We start from the raw sequence: 23,138 nt of genomic DNA on the forward strand, positions 1-23,138 counted from the left end.
TATCGAAAAATTAACTGAATTGCGATTCTAGCACGGCTAAGCCAAAAAATGATTGTTTTAGGAATAGAAACTTCTTGTGACGAAACCGGGGTGGCTTTATACAACACAGCCCCCTGGGAAGAGGGAAAACCGGCATTCCAGGGCATTCTGGGCCAGGGTTTGCACTCCCAAATCGCCATGCACCGAGATTATGGGGGTGTAGTCCCAGAACTGGCATCTAGAGACCATATTCGCCGTGTTTTACCCCTTTTAGAGCAATCTTTGACCCAATCTGGACTCAAATTAGCCGATATTGATGCTGTGGCCTTTACCCAGGGACCCGGTTTAGCGGGCGCCCTTCTAGTGGGCAGCGCTTTTGCTAAATCCCTAGCTCAGGGTCTCAATTTGCCCTCAATCGGCGTCCATCACCTCGAAGGGCACCTACTTTCTCCACTTTTAGGCCAAACCGCACCCCAATTTCCCTTTATTGCCCTCCTTGTTTCAGGGGGACATACCCAGCTAATGAAGGTTTCAGGCATTGGTCAATATGAACTTTTAGGTGAATCTTTGGATGACGCTGCAGGCGAAGCGTTCGATAAAACAGCCAAATTATTAGGCTTAGATTACCCAGGTGGCGCAGCAATTTCTAAACTGGCAGAACAGGGTCGAGCCGGAGTGTTTGATCTACCAAAGCCGATGCTCCATTCGGGAGATTTAGATTTCTCATTCTCAGGATTAAAGACAGCGGTTCTCAATCAAGTCAAAAAGTTTGATGAGAGAAAAATTTCTGATCCTACTGAGGTGGCGCAATTTCATGCAGATCTTGCGAGAAGTTTTGTGGATGCCATCGTTGCAGTCTTGGTAAGTAAGTCTGAAAAAGCGCTGAAGCAAACTGCTTGCAAACACTTAGTACTTGCTGGTGGCGTAGGTGCGAATTTGCAATTACGTAATGCGCTAAATGACAAAGCAAAAAAGAATGGTTTTGAAGTGCACTACCCACCTCTAGAGTTATGCACTGACAATGGCGTAATGATTGCGTTTGCGGGTGCACTTCGCCTACTCGCCAACAATAATGGCTCCACAACTTCTGGAGCCTTTGATGTCAAACCCCGCTGGGATTTGCAAAGCAATAATTTGATTTAATTTGCTTAAGCTGATTATTTCTTATGGCTAATTCTGGCAAAGGCGCTGTGATTATGAATGGATTCAAAGTTCTCGGCCTCAACCACAAAGGATTGGATACGCTGATCAGCCTTAAGATTGCCAGCCACATCACGCACTAAGTCTTCAACGAATTTAGGATTGCTATAAGAGTGCTCGGTAACCCACTTTTCATCAGGACGCTTGAGTAATCCCCAAAGCTCACTAGAGGCTTCACTTTCAGCAGCAGTAACCAAATCTTCCACAGTCATCTGCGTATTTGAGTCCAATGTCACTGTCATCGTGACATGTGAGCGTTGATTGTGTGCCCCAAATTCAGAAATCTCTTTTGAGCATGGGCATAAACTCATCACTGGCACCTGTGCACGTAAACCCAACTCAACATCAGCAGTGCCTGTTGCATTTTGCTTGGCATTAGCCATCCAAGTCACTTCGTAATCCATCAAGCTTTCAACACCAGACACCGGCGCTGCTTTTTTCACAAAGTGGGTGTAAGTAAATTGCACATGACCTTGTTTGGCATCGAGCAAAGGCAGCATCTCTTTTACAAGCGCTACAACCGTAGCGCTATCGATGGCTTGATCTTGCTTTTGCAAGAGCGCCATGAAACGAGACATATGGGTGCCCTTCACATGAGCGGGTAAAGCCACATCCATCTCAAAAGTACCTACCGATGGAAAGTTCCCAGTCTTGCTTCGAATTGTTAGCGGATGACGCACACCACGGATACCAACTTGCTCAATTGGCAGCGCGCGCTCATCCAAGGTAGATTGCACGTCAGGCATTGCGCTGGCTTTGAGAAAGGCGGGATTCATGTCATTCATGGCTCTATTTTCAAGCAAAACGATCTTATTTGCCTGAAATCGCCGAATTTGCCATTAATACAGCAGGAAAACGCTTCTTGATAGAGTTTGTAATCCCCTCTACATCCAAGCCACACTTCGTCATCAGCAGTTGATAGTCTCCATGCTCGATAAATTCATCCGGAAGACCTAACTGCAATAAGGGTTTGTGAATACCAAGATTTGAGAGCGCTTCAAGACATGCGCTACCAGCTCCACCAGCAATCGCCCCATCTTCAATGGTGACAAAATAATCATGATTCTCCGCCAAGGATTGAATCAAATCAATGTCGAGTGGTTTTACGAAACGCATATTAGCTACCGTTGCATCAAGACTTTCAGCAGCTTCCAATGCGGAATACAACAAAGTACCGAATGCCAAAATCGCTACGCGCTGGCCAACAGGTGCATTCGATTCACGACGAATCTCACCTTTACCCAGCGGTAATGTTCGTAACTCGGTTGAAGGAGTGGCTCCAACACCAGAACCGCGCGGATAGCGCACAGCGGTTGGGTGTGGCTGATGAAATGCAGTGGTTAGTAAATCGCGACACTCAGCCTCGTCTGCGGGTGTCATGACCAACATATTGGGAATACAGCGTAAGAATGGAATGTCATACGCACCAGCATGGGTTGCACCATCTGCACCAACTAAGCCTGCACGATCAAGTGCAAATAGCACTGGCAAATCTTGTAGAGCAACGTCATGAATGAGTTGATCGTAGGCACGCTGTAAGAAAGTGGAATAAATCGCGACAACAGGCTTCATACCCTCGCATGCCATACCCGCTGCAAAGGTCACAGCATGTTGTTCAGCAATGCCGACATCGTAATAGCGCTTCGGAAAATTCTTTTCAAACTCGACCAAACCAGAGCCTTCGCGCATAGCTGGAGTAATGCCAACCAACAAAGGATCGACATGCGCCATATCACAGAGCCACTCGCCAAATACTTGAGTGAAGGTTTTCTTGCTGGCAGCTGCTTTTTTAACACCCTCTTCTGGATTGAATTTACTTGGTCCGTGATAGAGAACTGGATCAGCTTCTGCCAACTCATAGCCTTGACCTTTTTTGGTCACCACATGCAAGAACTGTGGACCGCGTCCCTCGAGCGCCAAACGCTTCACGTTCTGCAACATCGGAATCAAGGCATCTAAATCGTGGCCATCAATCGGACCAAAGTAGTTAAAACCAAATTCTTGAAAGATGGTTGAAGGCGAAACCATGCCTTTGGCATGATCTTCTAAGCGTTTAGCAAACTCACGCAGCGGTGGGGCAATAGATAAAACGCTATCAATCCCTTTTTTGGTTGCAGAGTAAATGTTGCCGCTCAATAATCTTGCTAGATGCCGATTGAGTGCGCCCACTGCAGGCGAGATCGACATATCGTTGTCATTCAGAATGACTAAAAGCGGTAAGTCGTCATAGACCCCGGCATTATTCATGGCTTCGAATGCCATGCCACCTGTCATCGCGCTATCACCAATCACTGCAACGGCAACTTGACGCTCACCCTTGGTTTGAAAGGCTCGTGCCATCCCCATCGCTGCAGAAATACTGGTTGATGAGTGGCCAGTACCGAAAGCATCGAACTCGCTTTCAGCACGATGCGGAAATCCGGACAAACCTCTGAACTGACGCAGGGTACTCATGCGCTCACGACGACCAGTCAAAATTTTATGGGGATAGCTTTGGTGACCCACATCCCAGACAATGCGATCGCGCGGTGTATCAAATACATAATGCAATGCAATCGACAACTCTACAGTGCCCAAGTTGGAGGATAAATGTCCACCCGTCTTCGAGACAGACTCCAAAACAAACTGACGCAACTCATCAGCAAGAGCAGGTAGCTCTTCGCGAGAAAGTTTTTTTAAATCATCAGGAGAGTTAATAGAATTTAAGGTCATTGCGTCTAATTTTTGTCATTTACCTCTACTCACAACCAACAGAGCTAAATGTTTTAAGGCTTGGGCTTTTTCACCAAAACTATCTAGGCTACTGATAGCGGTTTCTTGCAATTCTTTAGCCTGTTTCTGTGCATAGTCTAAACCCATCAAGGTGACATAGGTTGGCTTGTCATTAGCAGCGTCTTTGCCAGCTGTTTTTCCAAGGGTTTGACTATCTGCCGTGGCATCGAGCACATCATCCACAATCTGAAATGCCAGGCCTAAGGCGATTGAGTATTTTTGCAATTGTGCCAATTGATTTGCATTGAGATTGACAGCAATTCCACCCAACTCAACAGCACATGCCAACAAAGCGCCAGTTTTCATCGCGTGCATTTGTTGTAAACCCGCAAGATCCAATTTTTTACCAACACTCTCTAGATCAATCGCTTGGCCACCAGCCATGCCACGTGAGCCAGAGGCAGCTGCTAATGTACTAATCATCCGCAAACGATTACTGGCATCACCGTTGGCATTTGCCAAAATCTCAAAGGCGCGCGTTTGCAAGGCATCGCCCACCAATAATGCAGTAGCTTCATCAAAGGCTTTATGAACAGTTGGTCTGCCGCGACGTAAATCATCATTGTCCATACATGGCAAGTCATCATGCACTAATGAATAAGCATGTATACATTCAATTGCGACTGTAGCCGCATCCAATACCTCAGCATTGTCTTTGCTATCACCTAGTTGACCGGCTGCATAAACTAACAAGGGGCGAATGCGTTTACCACCACCTTGCGCAGCGTAGCGCATCGCTTCATGCAAACGATGCGGCGTTGTTTGCGCAGAATCAAGCAAACGGTCTAAAGCAGATTCGGTACGCTCAGAGTGAGCAGCAATCCAATCTTGAAAATGAAATTCAGCGCTCAATTAAGCCTCGAAAACGCGCACTTGCTGTTCCACTTGCGCAAGCACTCCCTGACAATGTTTGAGTAAAGCGGCACCTCGTTGATAGGCCAACAAGGTCTCTTCTAAGGAAAATTTGCCAGACTCCATATCAGAAATGAGCTTTTCGAGCTCCTTGACTGCTTGCTCATAGCGCAGATCTGGGTCGATTTGGACCTCAAGGCCTGGTTTTTGACTCTCTGACTTCTTGGCTGGCATAAGCTGGTTTTCCTTCTTGATTCCCATACGGATAGCCCTACATATTAAAGCGAGAAACCCCTTGGATGGGTATAATCCATCCCTTCCTTTCCAATATCGATCCGTCGATGGTTGGATTGGTTATTCCGCTTAGCTTCGGCTGACGTTTTCGGGGGTGGGGAGAATGACTAATCTGGCTACCGCGCAGAAGCTTGCGCCGTCCAATCTGCAACTGCCGGTTTCGGCATATTTTGACGCTGACTTGTATCAGCGGGAAATTGAACTGCTTTTTAAGCAGGGTCCTGGCTATGTTGGCCACGAACTCATGGTGCCTGAAATTGGCTCCTACCAAACTTTATCCGCAGAAAACGAAGGTCGTATCCTCGTGCGCAATAACGATGGTGTTGAGCTCCTATCTAACGTCTGCCGTCATCGCCAAGCACTCATGCTCAATGGCAAAGGCAAGGCCGACAATATTGTTTGCCCATTACATCGCTGGACTTACGACTTGGGTGGTAATTTATTGGGTGCACCACACTTTGAAGATAAACCTTGTTTAAATCTTGGTAAGTCACCTCTGCAAAATTGGCAAGGCCTCTTGTTCGAAGGCCCTCGCGATGTCCGCAACGATCTCGCCAACCTGGGTGTTGCTGAAGATCTCAAATTTGATGGTTATGTACTTGATCATGTTGAAGTGCATGAATGCAATTACAACTGGAAAACCTTTATCGAGGTTTACCTTGAGGATTACCACGTGGTGCCGTTTCATCCGGGCTTAGGGAAGTTTGTTTCTTGCGAAGATCTGCAGTGGGAATTTGGTGATTGGCACAGCGTTCAAACTGTTGGCATTCATAAGGATCTTCGGACCCCAGGATCCCCAACCTACAAGAACTGGCATGAGGCAGTGCTGCGCCAATATGGCGGTAAAGCACCACGCCATGGAGCGATCTGGCTCACTTACTATCCCAACGTGATGGTGGAGTGGTACCCAGGCGTGCTCTGTGTATCGACCTTGCACCCAATGGGCGTGAATAAAACTCGCAATATTGTTGAGTTTTATTACCCAGAAGAAATTGCCCTATTCGAACGTGAGTTTGTGGAAGCCGAACGTGCCGCCTATATGGAAACCTGCATTGAAGATGATGAAATCGCTGAACGCATGGACCAAGGTAGAGCAGCACTTCTTGCCCGGGGCGTCAACGAAGTTGGTCCTTATCAAAGCCCAATGGAAGATGGCATGCAACATTTTCATGAATGGTATCGTCGCGTCATGAATTTTCAGGGCGCATAATCTAGACAGTCGCATTACATCACTCTCGCCACTTAAAAATAGGAAGCATCATGACTCCTCTAATTACCGCAAACCAGTTAGAAGAAATCATTAATAGTGGCGAAGATGTTTTACTCTGCGATTGCCGCTTTGATTTAGCAGATCCACTTGCTGGCAAAAAAGCGTACGAAGAAAGTCATATTCCTGGTGCGATTTACGTGGACCTTGACCAAGATATGTCGGGTAACAAAACCGGCAAGAATGGCAGACATCCCTTACCCACTCCAGAAGCTTGGGCACAGACCAAAACGCGCCTTGGCATTAGCCCCAATACATTGGTTGTTGCCTATGACAAACAAGGCTCAGTCTATGCAAGTCGCCTCTGGTGGATGCTCAAGGCCACTGGACATGCCAATGTTCGAGTCTTCGATGGCGGACTCGATGCATGGAATGGCCCGATGGGCACAGTGCCACGCCAACCTACTGCAACCCCACAGGCAATTGAGCCTAGGCCTTATGTGGGATTAGTTTTGGTTGATGAAGTCGTGAGCAATCTACAAAGCAAGAAAAATACTGTTCTTGATGCCCGTTCTAACGATCGCTTTCAGGGTCAGAATGAAACCTTAGATCCGATTGGTGGACATATCCCTGGAGCCATCAACCGATTCTTTAAAGGTAACTTATCTGCCACAGCATTCAAACCTGCCGAACAACTCTTTAAAGATTTTGTCGAATTACTCGGTCCCATCAAACCAGCTGATGTGATTCATCAATGCGGATCCGGTGTTACCGCTTGTCACAACTTACTCGCAATGGAAATTGCTGGGCTAAAAGGCTCTCGCTTATATGCAGGCAGTTGGAGCGAATGGTGCGCCGACTCTAGCAGACCTATCGAAACTTAAATCTAAGTTTGTAATTAATGCAGTAGGGATAGCAGGATCACGAAGCCTACGCCACAAGCAATCAATACTGTTTGACGGAGCGACTCAGCCCAGTGTGGACGACGATGCATTTGTGGAATCAAATCACTAACCGCAATATAAATGAAACTACTTGAAGCAATGACAAGTAAGTAAGGCATTGCAGCATGTGCGCGCTCTAAGAAGAAATACGCCAGCACACCGCCAAGTACGGCAGATAGGCCGCAGATGAAGTTATAGAGCAATGCGCGTGTACGGGAGAAGCCGGCATTAAGCAGAACAATAAAGTCACCGATCTCCTGTGGAATCTCGTGCGCAATGATGGCAATCGCTGTAAAGATGCCTACTTGGTAGTCCGCCATAAAAGCAGCAGCAATCAGAATGCCATCGACAAAATTATGAATACCATCACCTACCAAAATCATCCAACCGCTACGACCAGCATTTTCTGCATCATGCCCGTGATGATGGTGATGCCCATCACCTTCATGGTGATGATCGTGACGTAACAGGGCAATTTTCTCTAACAAGAAAAATCCCAACAAGCCAGCTAGTAAGGTTGCAAACAAGAGCTGGGGATTAGTGCCAGAAATATTGAATGCTTCGGGCAGCGAATGCAACAAAGCTGTAGCCAGCAGTATGCCCACTGACAAACTTACCATGTTGTTGACCATCTTAGATAACAACGCCAATGAACAGCTGGCTGCAACCAGTACGCTAGCAGTGCCTGCTAACGCTGTAACTAAGAGGATGCTTTGTAGAACCGTCATGGAGAATTACGCTACGCCCATTTTCTTAAACCAAGCGATGCACTTCTCCCAACCATCTTTAGCGGGGCCTTCACGATATGTTGCGCGATAGTCGGCATGAAACGCGTGAGGCGCATCCGGATATACCTCAATCAACGATGCTTTAGCTGCTGGATTTTTTGGTGCTGCTTGAGCTAGTGCTGCACGCATTTGATCCACGCTCTCCAAAGAGATACCTGTATCAGCACCGCCATATAAGCCAAGTACCGGCGCCTTCAAATCGGCCGCTAGATCCACTGGGTGACGCGGACTATTTTCTGTTTTCTCACCGATGACTCTTCCATACCAAGCCACACCAGCTTTGACTTGTGGCAGGGTAGCGGACAACCAGGTAATACGACCGCCCCAACAGAAGCCTGTAACGCCTACACGCTTGAGATCGCCACCATTCTTGCCAGCCCAAACCAATGCTCCCTGCAGATCATTTAAGACTTGAGCATCAGGGGTTTTGGCCACAATGTTCGACTGAATTTCAGCAATCGTGCCGTAAGTATTGGGATCACCAGCGCGAGTAAAGAACTCTGGGGCAATCGCAAGATAACCTAATTTCGCAAAACGTCGTGTGACATCAGCGATGTATTCATGTACACCGAAAATTTCACTCACAACAATAATGACTGGCAAATTCCCTTTAGTCTTTTCTGGGCGAGATACATAGGCTGGCAACTGGAAGCCGCCAATCGGAATCATTTGCTCGCCCGCTTGAATGCCCTTGAAATCAGTCTCAATGGCTGCGGCCAATACCGGATCAGAGGCTGTAACAAATCCAACACCCATGGTTGTTACTGCTGTCGCACTGGCGACTGAAGTCTTCATAAAATTTCTTCTACTGTTTTGTATCTTATCAGTCATGATGCGTGCCTCCAGGCTATTTACTAGTGCGCTTCTTCCCAATTATCGCCAATCCCAATACTGACGACCAAGGGAACCTTCAATTGAGCTACATTGCACATTAAATCAGGTAACTTCGCTTGCAATAGGTCAATTTCATCAAAAGGAACATCCAAGACCAATTCGTCATGCACTTGCAATAGGAGCTTGGTCTTGAGTTGCTCTTTTTCCAGCCAATCCTCAACAGCAATCATTGCCAACTTAATCAGGTCGGCAGCAGTTCCTTGCATTGGCGCGTTAATGGCAGCACGCTCAGCACCTTGGCGACGAGGTCCATTCGAACCCTTAATTTCTGGCAACCAAAGACGTCTGCCAAAGACTGTTTCCACATAACCATTTTCCCTGGCTTCCAAACGTGTGTGCTCCATGTACTGAGCAACGCCTGGATAACGATCAAAATATTTCGCAATATAGTTTTGCGCAGCAGAACGCTCAATGCCCAAGTTGCCCGCTAAACCAAACGCACTCATGCCATAAATGAGGCCAAAGTTAATGACCTTGGCATAACGACGTTGCTCTGAATTGACATCCTCTAAAGGAATGCCAAAAATCTCTGCAGCGGTTGCTTGGTGCACATCCTTGCCATCTCTAAATGCAGCGAGAAGATTTTCATCTTCGGCAATGTGCGCCATGATACGAAGCTCAATCTGCGAATAGTCAGCAGATAACAATTTGCATCCATCGGCAGGAACAAATGCTTCCCGAATACGACGGCCCTCTTCGGTGCGCACTGGAATGTTTTGTAGGTTAGGATCGCTCGACGCCAAACGTCCAGTGACGGCAGTCGCTTGTGAGAAGTTGGTATGTACACGGCCTGTTTTAGGATCAGCCATCCGAGGGAGCTTCTCGATGTAGGTTGACATCAACTTAGCCAAACTACGATAGTCCAGAATGCGCGCCGGCAAGGGATAGTCTTCAGCCAACTTTTGCAGGACTTCTTCATCAGTCGATGGTGCGCCCGATGGAGTCTTCTTAATTACCGGTAATTCGAGCTGCCCAAAAAGAATTTCAGCAATTTGTTTAGGTGATTGAATGTTGAAAGGCTGGCCTGCGAGCTGATGAATTTCGCCCTCAAGCTCTAAGAGCCGCTTGCCAACCTGCTGCCCTTGCTGACCTAACAGCGCTGAATCAATTCGAATGCCATTGCGTTCCATGATTCCCAATACACGCATTGCCGGCATTTCGATCTTTTCATAAACATAGAGCAGGCCTGGGCTCTGCTGGATCTGCGGCCAAAGCTCAAGGTGCAGGCGCAAAGTAATGTCAGCATCCTCAGCCGCATAGTCTGTGGCGATCTTAAGATCCACCTGATCAAAACCAATTTGGTGAACACCTTTGCCACACACCTCTTCATAGCGAATGGTTTTCATACCCAGATGGCGCTCGGCCAAACTGTCCATATTGTGTGGAAGATGTGACTCCAACACATAGGACTCTAGCAAGGTATCGAATGCAACACCGCCTAGAGTAATTCCGTAGTTGGCAAAAATATGCGCATCGTACTTTAAGTTTTGACCAACCTTTAAATTACTTGTACTTTCTAACCATGGCTTTAACTTGGTAAGCACAGCATCACGATTAAGTTGCACCTCACCATTGCGATGTGCCACCGGAATGTAGCAAGCTTCGCCTGGCTTTACTGATAGCGAGATCCCAACCAGTTCGGCAGCCAATGCATCTAAGCTGGTCGTTTCTGTATCAACGGCAGTTAATGGGGCACTCTCAATCTTTTTTAACCACTTCTCTAGAGCAACTTCATCCGTCACGCATTCATAGTTACGCTCAATTGCGCCTTGCAAATCCGTTGTATCTTGCGATAACACCTTAGTCGGAGTGCTTGCAACGACACGTGATTTTTTGGAGCCAGTTTCTTCAGAAGCGCTGGCGATTGGACTGCCAGCAAGATCAAAGGTGGGCGCCTCAGAGGCTATATTCTCTGGGCTTGTCAGTTGTTTTTCAACGTCGCGCAACCAAGTCTTAAATGCATAGCGCTCAAATAACTCTCGTAACAATGCAGCGTCTTCAGACTTGGCATGTAAATCATCCAAGCCAGGTAAATGTGGTGATAAATCACAATCCGTTTTGACGGTGATGAGTTGGCGCGCCTGTGGCAACCAATCTAAAGTGGCGCGAAGGTTTTCTCCAACGACACCTTTCACTTGATCTGCATTGGCCATCAAGTTATCAAGATTACCAAACTCTGCTAACCACTTGTTGGCAGTTTTAGGGCCCGCTTTAGGAACACCAGGTACATTATCTACGGCGTCGCCAATAATCGATAAGTAGTCCACAATTAACTCTGGCGGTACACCAAACTTTTCTTTTACGCCTTCGATATCTAACTTTTCATTCGTCATCGTATTGATGAGCGTGACAGAAGAATTTACTAACTGCGCTAAATCTTTATCGCCAGTCGAGATAATCGTTTCCCAACCGGCTTGCGTGGCTTGACACGCTAAAGTGCCAATCACATCATCGGCCTCAACACCAGAAACCATCAACACTGGCCAACCCAGGGCTTTGACCATTGCATGGATTGGTTCAATTTGTTTGACCAGATCCTCCGGCATGGGCGACCGATGAGCCTTGTACTCGGCGTACATCTCGTCACGGAAAGTTTTACCCTTAGCGTCAAAGACGCAGGCGATATGGTCAGCCTTGAGCTCCGATCTAGCCCGGCGCATCATATTGACCATGCCATATATGGCGCCAGTAGGCTCCCCAGCCCCATTTCGGAGGTCTGGCATGGCGTGAAAGGCACGATAGAGGTAGCTAGAGCCGTCTACCAACAAGAGTCTATGTTTAGTCATACCGCAATCGTACAATCTAGTTATAAGTTGCCTACAGGTCTGGTTAAAGAACCATCCGAGAGTAGGCCAAAAAAGGTGAAAAATGATGCATGCTCTAACAAACTTAATTAGCCATACCTTCAGGCAAAGCCTTGCTCTAATGAGCTTTTTGGTGGTTTTTAGCCTCTTTGGAGTGGGATCAGCACAAGCTCAGAATACCAGCCAAGCTCTGAGCCAATCCGAGCTCAACCGAATCAACAATCAGCCACTGGCCCCAATGGTGAGTCCAGCAGGTGTCATGAGCAGTCCTGAGTCACGTAAACCCAGTTTTCAGCACAAAGAGGCTACCGGCACTGAAATTACCGAATACAAAGATGCCAACAGCCCAACTCAAGTACAAGTCAAAACTAAGTACACCACCTATGAGATGTCGCCCCCAGACTCCGTGATGCCTGGACCTCCATCAGGTGAAGGTGCACTCTTGAGCGTACCGAGCATCAGCATTCCGATCCAGTAAAAAAGTCAAAAAGAATAGTTGCTGCTTTATGGCTGTATTTACCCCCATTGAACTGAGCGATATCTCCGCATGGATTTCGCAAAATTTCAGGATCGGTGAAGCTACTGATATTCGCGGCATTCATGGTGGAATTGAAAATTCTAATTTCTTTTTAGATGCCGTCAAAGATGGTGAGAAACAAGAATACGTTTTGACCATCTTTGAGCGCTTATCTGCAGAGCAACTCCCTTACTACCTCGAATTGATGCGCCATTTGGCGAACAAGGGCATACCAGTTCCCAAACCGATTGAGAACCAGCAGGGTGAGATCCTGTTTTCCCTCAAAGGTAAGCCAGCAGCGATTGTTACTAAACTTCCGGGTCTATCTCGCATGCAGCCTGAGGCAAAACATTGCGCTATGGTTGGTGAGATGTTGGCTAAGATGCATTTAGCTGGAAAAGACTTTTCAAAGTTACAAGAAAATCTTCGGAGCCTAGCTTGGTGGCAACAAACCATTCCCCTAGTTTTGCCTCACTTAAATTCATCTCAAAAAGATTTGCTCACGCATGAGCTTGCGACTCAAGAAGCATTTTTTGCTTCGAGCAATTACGACTTATTGCCGCAAGGCTCAAGTCATTGCGATCTATTCCGAGATAACGTGCTCTTTGACCCCAAAGGTGGCGCTGACTCCAGTAATGATCAACTTGGCGGCTTCTTCGATTTTTATTTCGCTGGTACAGACAAGTGGTTGTTTGATCTCGCGGTCACTGTGAATGATTGGTGCCTGGCGGAGAATAAACAAGATCTTGATCCAACTCGCTTTGACGCCCTCATGCAGGCCTACCAATCTGTACGCCCCTTAACCAAAGAAGAGCAAGCAAGTTGGCCGCTTATAGTGCGTGCTGCTGCCCTACGTTTTTGGGTATCCCGTCTGTGGGATTTTTACTTACCACGCGATGCGCAGATGTTGACCCCACACGATCCAACTCACTTTGAGCGTATTTTGCTGAGTCGTCGAACCTCATGAAACTCAATTCTGTCCCACCTAAAGAGGGTTATACCTGGATAAGACAAGGTATTTGGCTCTTCAAACAAAACCCACTCGGTTTTCTGATGCTTGTTTTCATGTATGTGTTTGCCGCTCAACTCGCTGTCATCATTCCGGTAATCGGTGTCTTTGCAGTACTACTCTTAACGCCAACCTTGTCTGTTGGCTTCATGACAGCCTGTCGTCAAGCGATTCAAAAAGAACGCATCCGTCCTATGGTGTATTTGATTGCATTGCAATCCGGTGTATTTATTCGTAAGCGTATGTTGCAACTAGGTCTAGTTTATGCAGCACTCATTCTTTTGCTCAGTTTTATCCTGAGTCTCTTAGTAGATTTTGAGCTGCTACTCCCTCTGATGACTAGCGATAAAGCAATCACACCAGAAGCCTTGCGTCAGATCTATTTAATCCTTTTCTTTGGTGCGATCCTCTACATCCCAGTAGCAATGCTGATGTGGTTCTCACCTATTTTGGTGGCTTGGGCTGATATGTCAGTTCCTCAGGCGCTCTTCTCCAGCTGGCTGGCGTGCTGGACCAATAAAGCAGCATTCTTTTTTTATTTAGCGGTTTGGAGTGCGGTTCTAATTGCTTTCCCACTGACTATTGGAATGCTATTCGATGCACTCGATTTTGAGCAAGCCGCTTCATTTATTGTCGCACCCATCTCCATGGCGGGCTTAACAATCATGCACTGCTCTTTCTATGCAACTTGGAAAGCATGCTTTGTAGAAGACGAAATCGTCATTTAGTTTTTACTACTTAATCAATCGCAGCAAGCTTCGCGATACTCAGTTGCAACCACTTCACACCGTGACGCTTAAAGTTCACTTGTGCTCGAGCATCCGCATCAACACCTTCTAAGCCAGTCACGCGACCTTCGCCAAACTTGGTATGGAAAACATTCTGGCCAATTCTGAATGGATAATCTCCACGGGGAGGTGATGCCAAGCGCTTCACCTCCATGGAAGCGGATCCGACCCGCTTTGCTGGCCTTGGGCGTTCGCTGCCAGAGTCAAAGAAATCATTGGACTCATATTCACGTTGGCGGGTATAGCCATCTTGCCAAGTTGAACCCGATCTGGTGCCGCCGCCCCAGCGCGCATCTTTGGCTTTTGGTGTGAGCCATTTCAAAGAATCGGATGGCAACTCTTCCAAGAAGCGAGAAGGCATGTTGTAACGTACTTGACCATGCAACATGCGTGACTGGGTGTGCGAGAGATACAAGCGCTCTTTAGCGCGAGTGATTGCCACATACATGAGGCGACGCTCTTCCTCGAGACCATTCTGCTCATTGATGCTGTTCTCATGAGGAAATAATCCTTCCTCAAGCCCAGTAATAAAGACAGAGGTGAACTCTAGGCCTTTAGCAGAGTGAACGGTCATTAACTGCACAGCATCTTGGCCAGCCTGAGCTTGGTTATCGCCCGCTTCCAAGGAAGCATGTGACAAGAAAGCGGCTAATGGAGAGACTTCAACGACTCCAGGTGCATTCTCACCAGGTAGCATCGCAGCCGCAGCGTCTTGCCCATAACCCTCTTCCGCAATAAATGCGGTAGCAGCATTAATTAATTCTTGTAAGTTTTCTACGCGGTCTTGCCCTTCGCGCTCAGAAAGATAATGCTGAATCAAGCCACTGTGCTGAATCACAAACTCCACTGTTTCAGGCAAGGTATTGTGACGCGTTGCTTCGCGCATATGATCAACCAAGCGAATAAAACCACTTAAGGTAGCGCCAGCCTTACCATCAAGAGAAGATGCTGCTGAATATAAGGAACATTGTTGTTCTCTAGCTGCATCTTGTAAGGCTTCAATTGATCTCGCGCCAATACCTCTAGTTGGGAAATTCACGACACGAGAAAATGAAGTGTCGTCATTAGGATTTTCTAGCAAGCGCAAATAAGCCAAAGCATGTTTAATTTCAGCGCGCTCAAAGAATCGTAAGCCGCCATAGACACGATATGGAATACCAGCAGAAAACAGCGCATGTTCGATAATGCGTGACTGCGCGTTGCTGCGATAGAGCAAAGCTACTTCCGTACGCTGGATACCACTGTTGATTAAGGCCTTGATTTCATCGACCAGCCAAGCGGCTTCAGCATGGTCACTTGGTGCCTCATAGATTCGGACCGGCTCTCCATGACCAGCATCAGTTCTTAGGTTTTTACCAAGGCGCTCTGAGTTATTTGCAATCAGATGATTAGCCGTATCCAGAATATGGCCGTGCGAGCGATAGTTTTGCTCAAGCTTGACTAAAAGTGGATGAAATTGTTTTTCATAAAGGCGCATGTTCTCCACATCTGCGCCACGAAAAGCGTAAATACTTTGGTCATCATCACCAACCGCAAATACAGAGCTACTCCCCATACCACTGACGTTGACGCGACTAGCATCATGGCCGGAAAGCAATTTGAGCCAAGCGTATTGCAAAGCATTGGTGTCTTGGAACTCATCGATCAGTATGTGACGGAAACGCTCTTGATAATGCGTACGAATCGGTTCGCTGTGCTTGAGCAACTCATAACTACGAAGGAGTAGTTCAGCAAAATCGACAACGCCCTCGCGCTGGCACTGTTCATCGTAGGCAGCATAGAGTTGCGCCATCTTTGCCTGAAAGTCATCTCCCACCGATAAATCTTTGGCGCGTTGGCCACGCTCTTTGGCATGGGCAATAAAGTATTGCAATTGCTTAGGCGGATACTTCTCATCATCAACTTTCAGACCCTTCAAAAGACGCTTGATAGCTGACAATTGATCTTGGGTATCCAAAATTTGGAAAGTGGAAGGTAAGCCCGCTTCTTTATGGTGAGCACGCAATAAACGATTACAAAGTCCATGAAAGGTGCCAATCCACATTCCTCGTGTATTGATCGGCAACATGGCGCTCAAACGCACCATCATCTCTTTCGCAGCCTTATTCGTAAAGGTCACTGCTAGGACGCCAATAGGCGATACCTGACCCGTTTGGATCAGCCAGGCTATACGAGTAGTCAATACGCGCGTCTTACCGCTACCAGCGCCAGCCAAAATCAGGGCTGACTGGGCTTGGCCATTAGAGTTAACAGGCGGGAGGGTTACTGCCTCGCGCTGTTCAGGATTGAGGTTCGCGAGCAAGTCTGAGTACATCAGCCCAATTATAATTTGCCTCTTATGCCAAATGCCTCAAATACCCCTAATTCACCAGCGGCCGGTTCAGTAGATGAACTAGCAAAATCCTATGAACCTGCCCCGATTGAAGCCTATTGGGGTCCAGAGTGGGAGCGCAGAGGCATTGCTGATGCCAGCATGGATGAAGGTAAAGCTGATTTTTCAATTCAACTACCACCACCAAATGTGACAGGGACCCTGCACATGGGTCACGCTTTTAACCAAACCATCATGGATGGCTTGGTACGCCATGCCCGCATGTCCGGTAAAAATACTTTGTGGGTGCCAGGCACAGACCATGCAGGCATTGCCACTCAAATTGTTGTTGAGCGCCAACTCGATGCACAGAAAGTTTCTCGTCACGATTTAGGTCGTGAGAAATTCCTCGAAAAAGTTTGGGAATGGAAAGAAACTTCTGGTAACACGATCACCCGTCAAATTCGTCGCTTGGGTGCTTCAATTGATTGGGGTAAAGAATATTTCACGATGGACAGCAAAATGTCCAAGGCAGTGGTGGAAGTATTTGTTCGTCTTCATGAACAAGGCTTAATCTATCGTGGCAAACGATTGGTGAACTGGGATCCCGTACTAGGCACAGCAGTCTCTGATTTAGAAGTGGTGAGCGAAGAAGAGGATGGCTCGATGTGGCACATTCGCTATCCACTAGCTGATGGCTCAGGTCACCTCACTGTTGCAACTACCCGCCCAGAAACCTTACTGGGTGACGTTGCAGTGATGATCAACCCAGAAGATGACCGCTACAAACACCTCATTGGTAAGTCAGTCAATCTCCCACTATGTGATCGCCAAATCCCCATCATTGCAGATGACTACGTTGATCTGAACTTTGGAACTGGCGTAGTGAAGGTTACTCCTGCACATGACTTTAATGACTATGCAGTGGGTCAACGTCACCAACTGCCATTGATTAGTATTCTCACTCTAGATGCCAAGATTAATGACAATGCTCCCGCTGCCTATCGAGGAATGGAGCGTTTTGTAGCTCGCAAACAAATCGTTTCCGATTTAGATGCAGCTGGTTTATTAGAGAAAGTGCAGCCCCATAAATTGATGGTGCCGCGTGGCGATCGCACCCAGACCATCATTGAGCCAATGCTCACTGATCAATGGTTTGTGGCAATGTCTAAGCCAAGCCCTGATAACAAATATCAACCTGGCTCATCGATCGCAGGCGCCGCTCTAGATGCGGTCACCAAGGGCGATATCAAGCTTGTTCCAGAAAACTGGATCAATACTTACACCCAATGGCTTGAAAACATTCAAGACTGGTGCATCTCACGTCAACTCTGGTGGGGCCATCAAATACCTGCTTGGTATGGTGATGACGGCCAGATCTTTGTGGCTCGGTCAGAGGAAGAGGCTAAAGCTAAAGCTGCTACAGCTGGCTACACCGGCAAGCTCAATCGTGATCCAGATGTTTTGGACACCTGGTTTAGCTCGGCTCTCGTGCCATTTAGCTCATTGGGCTGGCCTGATGAGACTCCTGCGCTGAACCATTTCCTACCGTCATCCGTTTTGGTCACTGGTTTTGACATCATCTTCTTCTGGGTAGCGCGCATGGTGATGATGACTTGCCACTTCACTGGAAAGGTGCCGTTCCATACTGTCTATGTGCATGGGTTGGTACGCGATGCAGAAGGTCAGAAGATGAGTAAATCCAAGGGCAATACTTTGGATCCGATTGATTTGATTGATGGCATCAAGATTGAAGAGCTGGTTGGCAAACGCACTACCGGTCTCATGAATCCAAAACAAGCTGAGAGCATCAGCAAGAAAACCAAAAAAGAATTTCCGGACGGTATCCCAGCATTCGGCACAGATGCATTGCGCTTCACTTTTGCATCACTCGCTTCACTGGGCCGCAATATCAACTTTGATCAGAAACGCTGTGAAGGCTATCGCAACTTCTGTAACAAGCTTTGGAATGCGACCCGCTTTGTTCTCATGAACTGTCCTGGTAACGACGAGGAAAATGGTTTAGCACCGTGTGACAATCAGTGCGGACCTGAAGGTTATTTAGATTTCTCACCTGCGGACCGCTGGATTGTGTCGCAGCTCCAAAGAACGGAAGCTGAAGTTGCAAAAGGCTTCCAGAACTATCGCTTTGACAATATCGCAAGCAGCATCTATCAGTTTGTTTGGGATGAGTATTGCGACTGGTATTTGGAACTTGCTAAGGTGCAGTTACAAACTGGCACACCTGCTCAGCAGCGCGCAACGCGTCGTACATTATTGCGGGTTCTAGAAACTATCTTGCGCATAGCTCACCCACTCATTCCGTTTATCACTGAAACCCTTTGGCAAACAGTTGGTCCAAAGTCTGGTAAAGAATTGGCAAAACAAGCCAAGCAAACGATTGCATTACAACCCTATCCTGTTGCTCAACCCGAGAAAATTGATGAGCAAAGCGAAGCTTGGGTTGCGCAAGTCAAAGCAATTGTGGATGCCTGCAGGAACTTGCGCGGCGAAATGCAAGTACCGCCAGGTCAAAAAGTGCCTTTGTGGATTTATGGCCCGGATGCCTTCTTGCAAAAAGCTACACCTTACTTACTTGCTTTAGCCAAGCTCACCGAAGTCAAAATCTACAGCGATGAATCTGCTCTTGAAAAAGATGCTCCCGGCGCGCCGATTGCATTAGTTGGCGATATCAAGCTTCTTCTCAAAATCGAGGTAGATGTAGCTGCAGAACGCATTCGTCTAGGCAAAGAAATCGAGCGCTTAGCCAATGAAATTACCAAGGCCCGCAGTAAATTGGGTAACGAGAGCTTTGTGGCTCGCGCCCCGGCCGAGGTGGTTGCCCAAGAAAAACAACGTCTTACAGGGTTTGAGCAAAACCATGAGAAGCTTGTTGCACAATTAGAGCGTCTCAAATAAAGATCGGATCTTCAATGCCATTAACTACTAAAGCCGTTACTAAAGCCGTCTTTCCTGTTGCAGGTCTTGGCACTCGCTTTTTGCCAGCTACTAAGGCAAGTCCAAAAGAGATGCTCAACGTAGTTGATAAGCCATTGATCCAATACGCAGTAGAAGAAGCAATTGCTGCCGGCATTACGGAAATGATTTTCGTTACCGGTCGCAGTAAACGTGCTATTGAAGATCACTTTGATAAAGCATATGAGCTTGAGGCTGAACTCGAAGCAAAAAATAAACAAGCATTACTCGATATTGTGCGCAGCGTGAAACCAAGCCATGTCGATTGTGTCTACGTTCGTCAGCCCGAAGCCCTAGGTTTAGGTCACGCAGTCTTATGTGCAGAAAAATTAGTCCGTGATGAACCGTTCGCCATCATCTTGGCTGATGACTTATTGGATGGACAGCCTCCGGTACTTAAGCAAATGCTTAATGTCTTTAATGAGCAAAATGGTTCGGTTATTGCAGTAGAAAAAATTGATCCAGCTAAAAGTAGCTCTTATGGCATCGTCTCTGGCTCGGAAGTAACCAAGGGCATTTATCACTTAAACGGCATCATTGAAAAGCCGCAACCTAAAGACGCACCATCCAATCTAGCGGTAGTTGGTCGCTATGTCCTATCTTCAGATATCTTCAAACATATTCGCAATCTCAAACCCGGTGCTGGTGGCGAAATTCAATTAACTGATGCAATTGCAACTCTGCTCAAAGAAGAGCCTGTATTTGCCTATGAATATGATGGTGTTCGTTATGACTGCGGAAGCAAACTCGGATACCTTAAGGCTTCTGTGGAATTTGCATTACGCCACCCAGAGGTTTCTGCTGATTTTGCTGCTTACCTAAAGAGCCGCTCCTTAACTTAAGCAACTCTAATTTGGAAAACAAAAAAGGCAGGAATATCCTGCCTTTTTCCTTGGAGAACTTTGCAATCCTATTTCTTCTTACCTTCTCTTCAAGAAGAACACCAAGACATCGCCTTCAGTAGCACTTCCAATAAGTTCATTACCAGTTTGCTTAGCAAATGCGGGAAAATCTCTCGCAGCCCCTGAATCCGTTGCCTTAATTTTTAAAACTTCGCCAGACTGCATCGTTGCCAAAGCTTTCTTAGTGCGCAAGATGGGCAATGGGCAGTTCATGCCGATGGCGTCTACTTCCGCATTGAAAGCAATATTCATATCACTCATTTGCTAGCCACCCAATCTTTTACGCCAGCCAACGCAGCACCCAATTTGCTTGGATCATTGCCACCAGCCATTGCCATCTCTGGTTTACCGCCACCTTTACCGCCCACTTGTTGAGCAACAAAGTTCACGAGATCACCCGCCTTCACTCTGCCAATCGAGTCTGCGGTCACGCCAGCAATCAAACTAACCTTATCGCCCTGAACAGACGCCAAAACAATGGCAGCAGTTTTAAGATTCGCCTTGAGTGCATCCATCGTCTCTCGCAGCACACCTGCGTCCGCGCCATCTAAGCGTGCAGCCAATACTTTTAAGCCGTTGACATCAATTGCTTGCCCAGCTAATTCATCACCCTGGCTAGCGGCTAATTTGGAATTGACTTTTTCAAGCTCACGCTCTGCTTGACGCAAGCTTTCTTGAAGTTGTGCAACACGATTAACTAAATCCCCTGGATGGGTTTTAAGGATTGCTGCGGCCTCATTAATTTTATCTTCGAGACCTTGCAAGAATTGCAGTGCGTTACTACCGGTAACTGCCTCGACACGACGGATACCCGCCGCAACACCGCCCTCAGAAACAATCTTCAAGCTGCCAATATCACCAGTACGAGATACGTGAGTGCCACCGCACAATTCTTTGGAGCTGCCGATTTCAAGAACGCGCACTTCATCGCCATACTTTTCACCAAAGAGCATCATGGCGCCAGTCTTTTGAGCATCATCTAAAGACATTACTTTTCCAGAGGTGGCTGTATTGGCCAATATCTCAGCATTCACAATATCTTCTATACGACGAATTTGCTCTGCCGTAATGGGAGCGTTATGGGTAAAGTCAAAACGGGTTTTAGTAGCATCCACCAAAGAGCCCTTTTGCTGCACATGATCACCCAACACTTCGCGTAAGGCTTTGTGCAAGATATGCGTAGCGCTGTGGTTGCGCATCGTATCGGTTCTTTGTTGAACATCAACCAAGGCATTTAAGGTGTCGCCGACTTTAAGCTCACCCTCAAGCAACTCACCCTGATGACCAAATACATCCGCCTGGATCTTAAAGGTGTCATCTACTGAAAAACGAACAGTTTCATTGCGAAGCTCGCCCTTATCGCCGACCTGACCACCAGATTCAGCATAGAAAGGGGTGTTATCTAGAACGATTACAGCAGCATCTCCCGCCTTTACTAAGGCAACTTCCGAGCCATCAACGTAGAGCGCTGTAACTTTGGCGCCCTCATGCTTAAGGGTGTCATAGCCATGGAACTGGGTGGGTTTGCCTTTGTAATCCAAGCCCTGGGCTACTTTGAACTTACCTGCAGCCCTAGCTTGGTCACGTTGCTTTTGCATGGCAAGCTCAAAACCTTCAGCATCTACAGTCACGCCACGTTCACGACAAACGTCAGCAGTCAAATCCAATGGGAAGCCAAAAGTGTCATGCAGGCGGAAAGCAGTTTCGCCATCAACTACCTTTGCACCACCCGATAGTGCACCATCTAAAATTTCCATGCCATTGGCAATTGTTTGGAAGAAGCGCTCTTCTTCTTGCTTGAGCACTTCACCAACTTTGTCTTGTGCGGCACGCAACTCTGGGTAAGCATCGCCCATTTCTTTTACGAGGGCAGGAACCAATTGATAGAAGAATGGTTTGCGCGCACCCAATTTATAACCATGGCGAATCGCGCGACGTGCAATACGACGCAATACATATCCGCGCCCTGCATTACCCGGTATGACTCCATCAACCACAATAAAGCTGCAAGCACGAATATGATCAGCAATCACCTTAAGTGATGGGCTAGTAGCGTCGCAATTCTCACCACCAGCAGCATCTACGGCATCCTTAGAAGCCTTAAGCAGATTGACAAAGAGGTCAATTTCGTAATTAGAGTGTACATGTTGCAATACCGCAGCAATACGCTCAAGACCCATCCCAGTATCAACACTGGGCTTTGGTAGTGGATGCATCACGCCCGCTTCATCACGGTTGAATTGCATGAACACGTTATTCCAGATTTCAATAAAACGATCGCCATCTTCTTCTGGGCTACCAGGGGGACCGCCAGGAATATGCTCGCCGTGATCGTAGAAGATTTCTGTGCAAGGGCCGCATGGACCCGTGTCACCCATCATCCAGAAATTATCTGAAGCATAACGCGCGCCCTTGTTGTCGCCAATTCGAATGATGCGCTCAGCAGGCACGCCGATCTGATCCTTCCAGATGGCATAAGCTTCATCATCTTCCGCATAGACGGTGACCAACAACTTTTCTTTAGGTAACTGAAATACCTGGGTCAATAAATCCCAAGCAAATTGAATGGCATCTATCTTGAAATAATCCCCAAAGGAGAAATTGCCCAACATCTCAAAAAAGGTATGGTGACGGGCGGTATAGCCCACGTTATCCAGGTCATTGTGTTTTCCACCGGCACGGATGCACTTTTGAGCGGTCGTGGCGCGGCTATAAGGACGCTTATCGAAACCCAAAAATACGTCTTTGAACTGGTTCATACCCGCATTAGTAAACAGCAGGGTTGGGTCATCCCCAGGCACTACTGGGCTGGATGGGACGATTTGGTGGCCTTTTTGGGCAAAGAAATCCAGGTAAGCCTGGCGGATTTGGGAGACTTTCATGGCAATAATTATCGCATTG

General features: G+C 47.3%; 18 protein-coding genes. 8 read left to right on the forward strand and 10 right to left on the reverse strand.

The features are described 5' to 3' along the window. The first annotated feature begins 48 nt into the window (after positions 1–48). Complete coding sequence (gene tsaD, locus ICV38_RS08495; protein WP_215379515.1) at positions 49–1,122, forward strand: tRNA (adenosine(37)-N6)-threonylcarbamoyltransferase complex transferase subunit TsaD; 1,074 nt, start codon at positions 49–51, stop codon at positions 1,120–1,122. 14 nt (positions 1,123–1,136) lie between these two features. Here the strand turns inward: tsaD and folE2 are convergent, their stop codons facing one another. From folE2 to xseB, 4 genes are read right to left on the reverse strand one after another with little or no spacing between them, the layout of a single operon-like run. Next, entirely contained in the window at positions 1,137–1,964 is an 828-nt protein-coding gene (gene folE2 / locus ICV38_RS08500) for a GTP cyclohydrolase FolE2 (protein WP_215379518.1), read from the reverse strand. A 25-nt stretch (positions 1,965–1,989) separates the two neighbouring features. Beyond that, positions 1,990–3,891, reverse strand: coding sequence for a 1-deoxy-D-xylulose-5-phosphate synthase (dxs, locus tag ICV38_RS08505; protein WP_215379532.1), 1,902 nt, complete (start codon positions 3,889–3,891; stop codon positions 1,990–1,992). A gap of 15 nt (positions 3,892–3,906) precedes the next feature. Further along, positions 3,907–4,803, reverse strand: coding sequence for a polyprenyl synthetase family protein (locus ICV38_RS08510; protein ID WP_215379535.1), 897 nt, complete (start codon positions 4,801–4,803; stop codon positions 3,907–3,909). After that, entirely contained in the window at positions 4,804–5,064 is a 261-nt protein-coding gene (gene xseB / locus ICV38_RS08515; RefSeq protein ID WP_251368140.1) for an exodeoxyribonuclease VII small subunit, read from the reverse strand. Positions 5,065–5,200: 136 nt separating this feature from the next. Here xseB and ICV38_RS08520 point away from each other — a divergent pair, with 136 nt between their 5' ends. Further along, positions 5,201–6,307 carry an aromatic ring-hydroxylating dioxygenase subunit alpha gene (locus ICV38_RS08520; protein WP_215379537.1) on the forward strand — a complete coding sequence of 369 codons (1,107 nt, stop codon included), beginning with the start codon at positions 5,201–5,203 and terminating at the stop codon, positions 6,305–6,307. Between the two features lie 50 nt (positions 6,308–6,357). After that, positions 6,358–7,188, forward strand: a complete 831-nt coding sequence (locus ICV38_RS08525; RefSeq protein ID WP_215379556.1) for a sulfurtransferase — start codon at positions 6,358–6,360, stop codon at positions 7,186–7,188. Positions 7,189–7,202: 14 nt separating this feature from the next. Here the strand turns inward: ICV38_RS08525 and ICV38_RS08530 are convergent, their stop codons facing one another. The 3 genes from ICV38_RS08530 to polA are packed head-to-tail and all read right to left on the reverse strand — an operon-like array spanning position 7,203 to position 11,716. Beyond that, positions 7,203–7,976 (reverse strand): ZIP family metal transporter, encoded by a 774-nt coding sequence (locus tag ICV38_RS08530; protein ID WP_215379559.1) that lies wholly within the window; start codon positions 7,974–7,976, stop codon positions 7,203–7,205. A gap of 6 nt (positions 7,977–7,982) precedes the next feature. Beyond that, entirely contained in the window at positions 7,983–8,867 is an 885-nt protein-coding gene (locus tag ICV38_RS08535; RefSeq protein ID WP_215379561.1) for a dienelactone hydrolase family protein, read from the reverse strand. Positions 8,868–8,890: 23 nt separating this feature from the next. Next, positions 8,891–11,716, reverse strand: coding sequence for a DNA polymerase I (gene polA / locus ICV38_RS08540; RefSeq protein WP_215379563.1), 2,826 nt, complete (start codon positions 11,714–11,716; stop codon positions 8,891–8,893). 82 nt (positions 11,717–11,798) lie between these two features. Between polA and ICV38_RS08545 the strand changes: the two genes are divergently transcribed. Genes ICV38_RS08545 through ICV38_RS08555 form a run of 3 tightly spaced genes read left to right on the forward strand, consistent with a single transcriptional unit; the run spans position 11,799 to position 13,988 of the window. Further along, positions 11,799–12,212 (forward strand): hypothetical protein, encoded by a 414-nt coding sequence (locus ICV38_RS08545; protein ID WP_215379566.1) that lies wholly within the window; start codon positions 11,799–11,801, stop codon positions 12,210–12,212. Between the two features lie 28 nt (positions 12,213–12,240). Beyond that, positions 12,241–13,218 (forward strand): homoserine kinase, encoded by a 978-nt coding sequence (locus tag ICV38_RS08550; protein ID WP_215379569.1) that lies wholly within the window; start codon positions 12,241–12,243, stop codon positions 13,216–13,218. Then, positions 13,215–13,988: a BPSS1780 family membrane protein gene (locus tag ICV38_RS08555; protein WP_215379581.1), complete on the forward strand. Its 774-nt coding sequence runs from the start codon at positions 13,215–13,217 to the stop codon at positions 13,986–13,988. Before ICV38_RS08550 ends, ICV38_RS08555 begins: the two co-directional genes overlap by 4 nt. Before the next feature lie 10 nt (positions 13,989–13,998). Here ICV38_RS08555 and ICV38_RS08560 read toward each other — a convergent pair whose 3' ends face one another. After that, the gene (locus tag ICV38_RS08560; protein ID WP_215379584.1) at positions 13,999–16,362 is read right to left on the reverse strand and encodes a UvrD-helicase domain-containing protein; all 2,364 of its coding nucleotides are present in this window, start codon (positions 16,360–16,362) and stop codon (positions 13,999–14,001) included. A gap of 24 nt (positions 16,363–16,386) precedes the next feature. On the opposite strand from ICV38_RS08560, the gene ICV38_RS08565 reads away from it, so the two are divergent. Then, positions 16,387–19,278: a valine--tRNA ligase gene (locus ICV38_RS08565; RefSeq protein ID WP_215379598.1), complete on the forward strand. Its 2,892-nt coding sequence runs from the start codon at positions 16,387–16,389 to the stop codon at positions 19,276–19,278. 14 nt (positions 19,279–19,292) lie between these two features. Continuing rightward, positions 19,293–20,177 carry a UTP--glucose-1-phosphate uridylyltransferase GalU gene (gene galU / locus ICV38_RS08570; protein WP_215379611.1) on the forward strand — a complete coding sequence of 295 codons (885 nt, stop codon included), beginning with the start codon at positions 19,293–19,295 and terminating at the stop codon, positions 20,175–20,177. A 78-nt stretch (positions 20,178–20,255) separates the two neighbouring features. Here the strand turns inward: galU and ICV38_RS08575 are convergent, their stop codons facing one another. Next, on the reverse strand, positions 20,256–20,483 hold the full coding sequence (locus ICV38_RS08575) for a sulfurtransferase TusA family protein (RefSeq protein WP_215382854.1): 228 nt from the start codon (positions 20,481–20,483) through the stop codon (positions 20,256–20,258). 11 nt (positions 20,484–20,494) lie between these two features. Then, positions 20,495–23,119, reverse strand: a complete 2,625-nt coding sequence (gene alaS / locus ICV38_RS08580) for an alanine--tRNA ligase (RefSeq protein ID WP_215379614.1) — start codon at positions 23,117–23,119, stop codon at positions 20,495–20,497. Between the last annotated feature and the right edge of the window lie 19 nt (positions 23,120–23,138).

Source organism: Polynucleobacter sp. MG-6-Vaara-E2, from assembly GCF_018687695.1.
Lineage (GTDB): Bacteria > Pseudomonadota > Gammaproteobacteria > Burkholderiales > Burkholderiaceae > Polynucleobacter.

Coding starts and splice junctions, on each gene's coding strand:
- alaS (WP_215379614.1), bottom strand. CDS start 23,119: ATGAAAGTCTCCCAAATCCGCCAGGCTTACCTGGATTTCTTTGCCCAA.
- ICV38_RS08545 (WP_215379566.1), top strand. CDS start 11,799: ATGATGCATGCTCTAACAAACTTAATTAGCCATACCTTCAGGCAAAGC.
- ICV38_RS08530 (WP_215379559.1), bottom strand. CDS start 7,976: ATGACGGTTCTACAAAGCATCCTCTTAGTTACAGCGTTAGCAGGCACT.
- tsaD (WP_215379515.1), top strand. CDS start 49: ATGATTGTTTTAGGAATAGAAACTTCTTGTGACGAAACCGGGGTGGCT.
- ICV38_RS08525 (WP_215379556.1), top strand. CDS start 6,358: ATGACTCCTCTAATTACCGCAAACCAGTTAGAAGAAATCATTAATAGT.
- ICV38_RS08565 (WP_215379598.1), top strand. CDS start 16,387: ATGCCAAATGCCTCAAATACCCCTAATTCACCAGCGGCCGGTTCAGTA.
- xseB (WP_251368140.1), bottom strand. CDS start 5,064: ATGGGAATCAAGAAGGAAAACCAGCTTATGCCAGCCAAGAAGTCAGAG.
- ICV38_RS08560 (WP_215379584.1), bottom strand. CDS start 16,362: ATGTACTCAGACTTGCTCGCGAACCTCAATCCTGAACAGCGCGAGGCA.
- folE2 (WP_215379518.1), bottom strand. CDS start 1,964: ATGAATGACATGAATCCCGCCTTTCTCAAAGCCAGCGCAATGCCTGAC.
- galU (WP_215379611.1), top strand. CDS start 19,293: ATGCCATTAACTACTAAAGCCGTTACTAAAGCCGTCTTTCCTGTTGCA.
- polA (WP_215379563.1), bottom strand. CDS start 11,716: ATGACTAAACATAGACTCTTGTTGGTAGACGGCTCTAGCTACCTCTAT.
- dxs (WP_215379532.1), bottom strand. CDS start 3,891: ATGACCTTAAATTCTATTAACTCTCCTGATGATTTAAAAAAACTTTCT.
- ICV38_RS08520 (WP_215379537.1), top strand. CDS start 5,201: ATGACTAATCTGGCTACCGCGCAGAAGCTTGCGCCGTCCAATCTGCAA.
- ICV38_RS08555 (WP_215379581.1), top strand. CDS start 13,215: ATGAAACTCAATTCTGTCCCACCTAAAGAGGGTTATACCTGGATAAGA.
- ICV38_RS08550 (WP_215379569.1), top strand. CDS start 12,241: ATGGCTGTATTTACCCCCATTGAACTGAGCGATATCTCCGCATGGATT.
- ICV38_RS08535 (WP_215379561.1), bottom strand. CDS start 8,867: ATGACTGATAAGATACAAAACAGTAGAAGAAATTTTATGAAGACTTCA.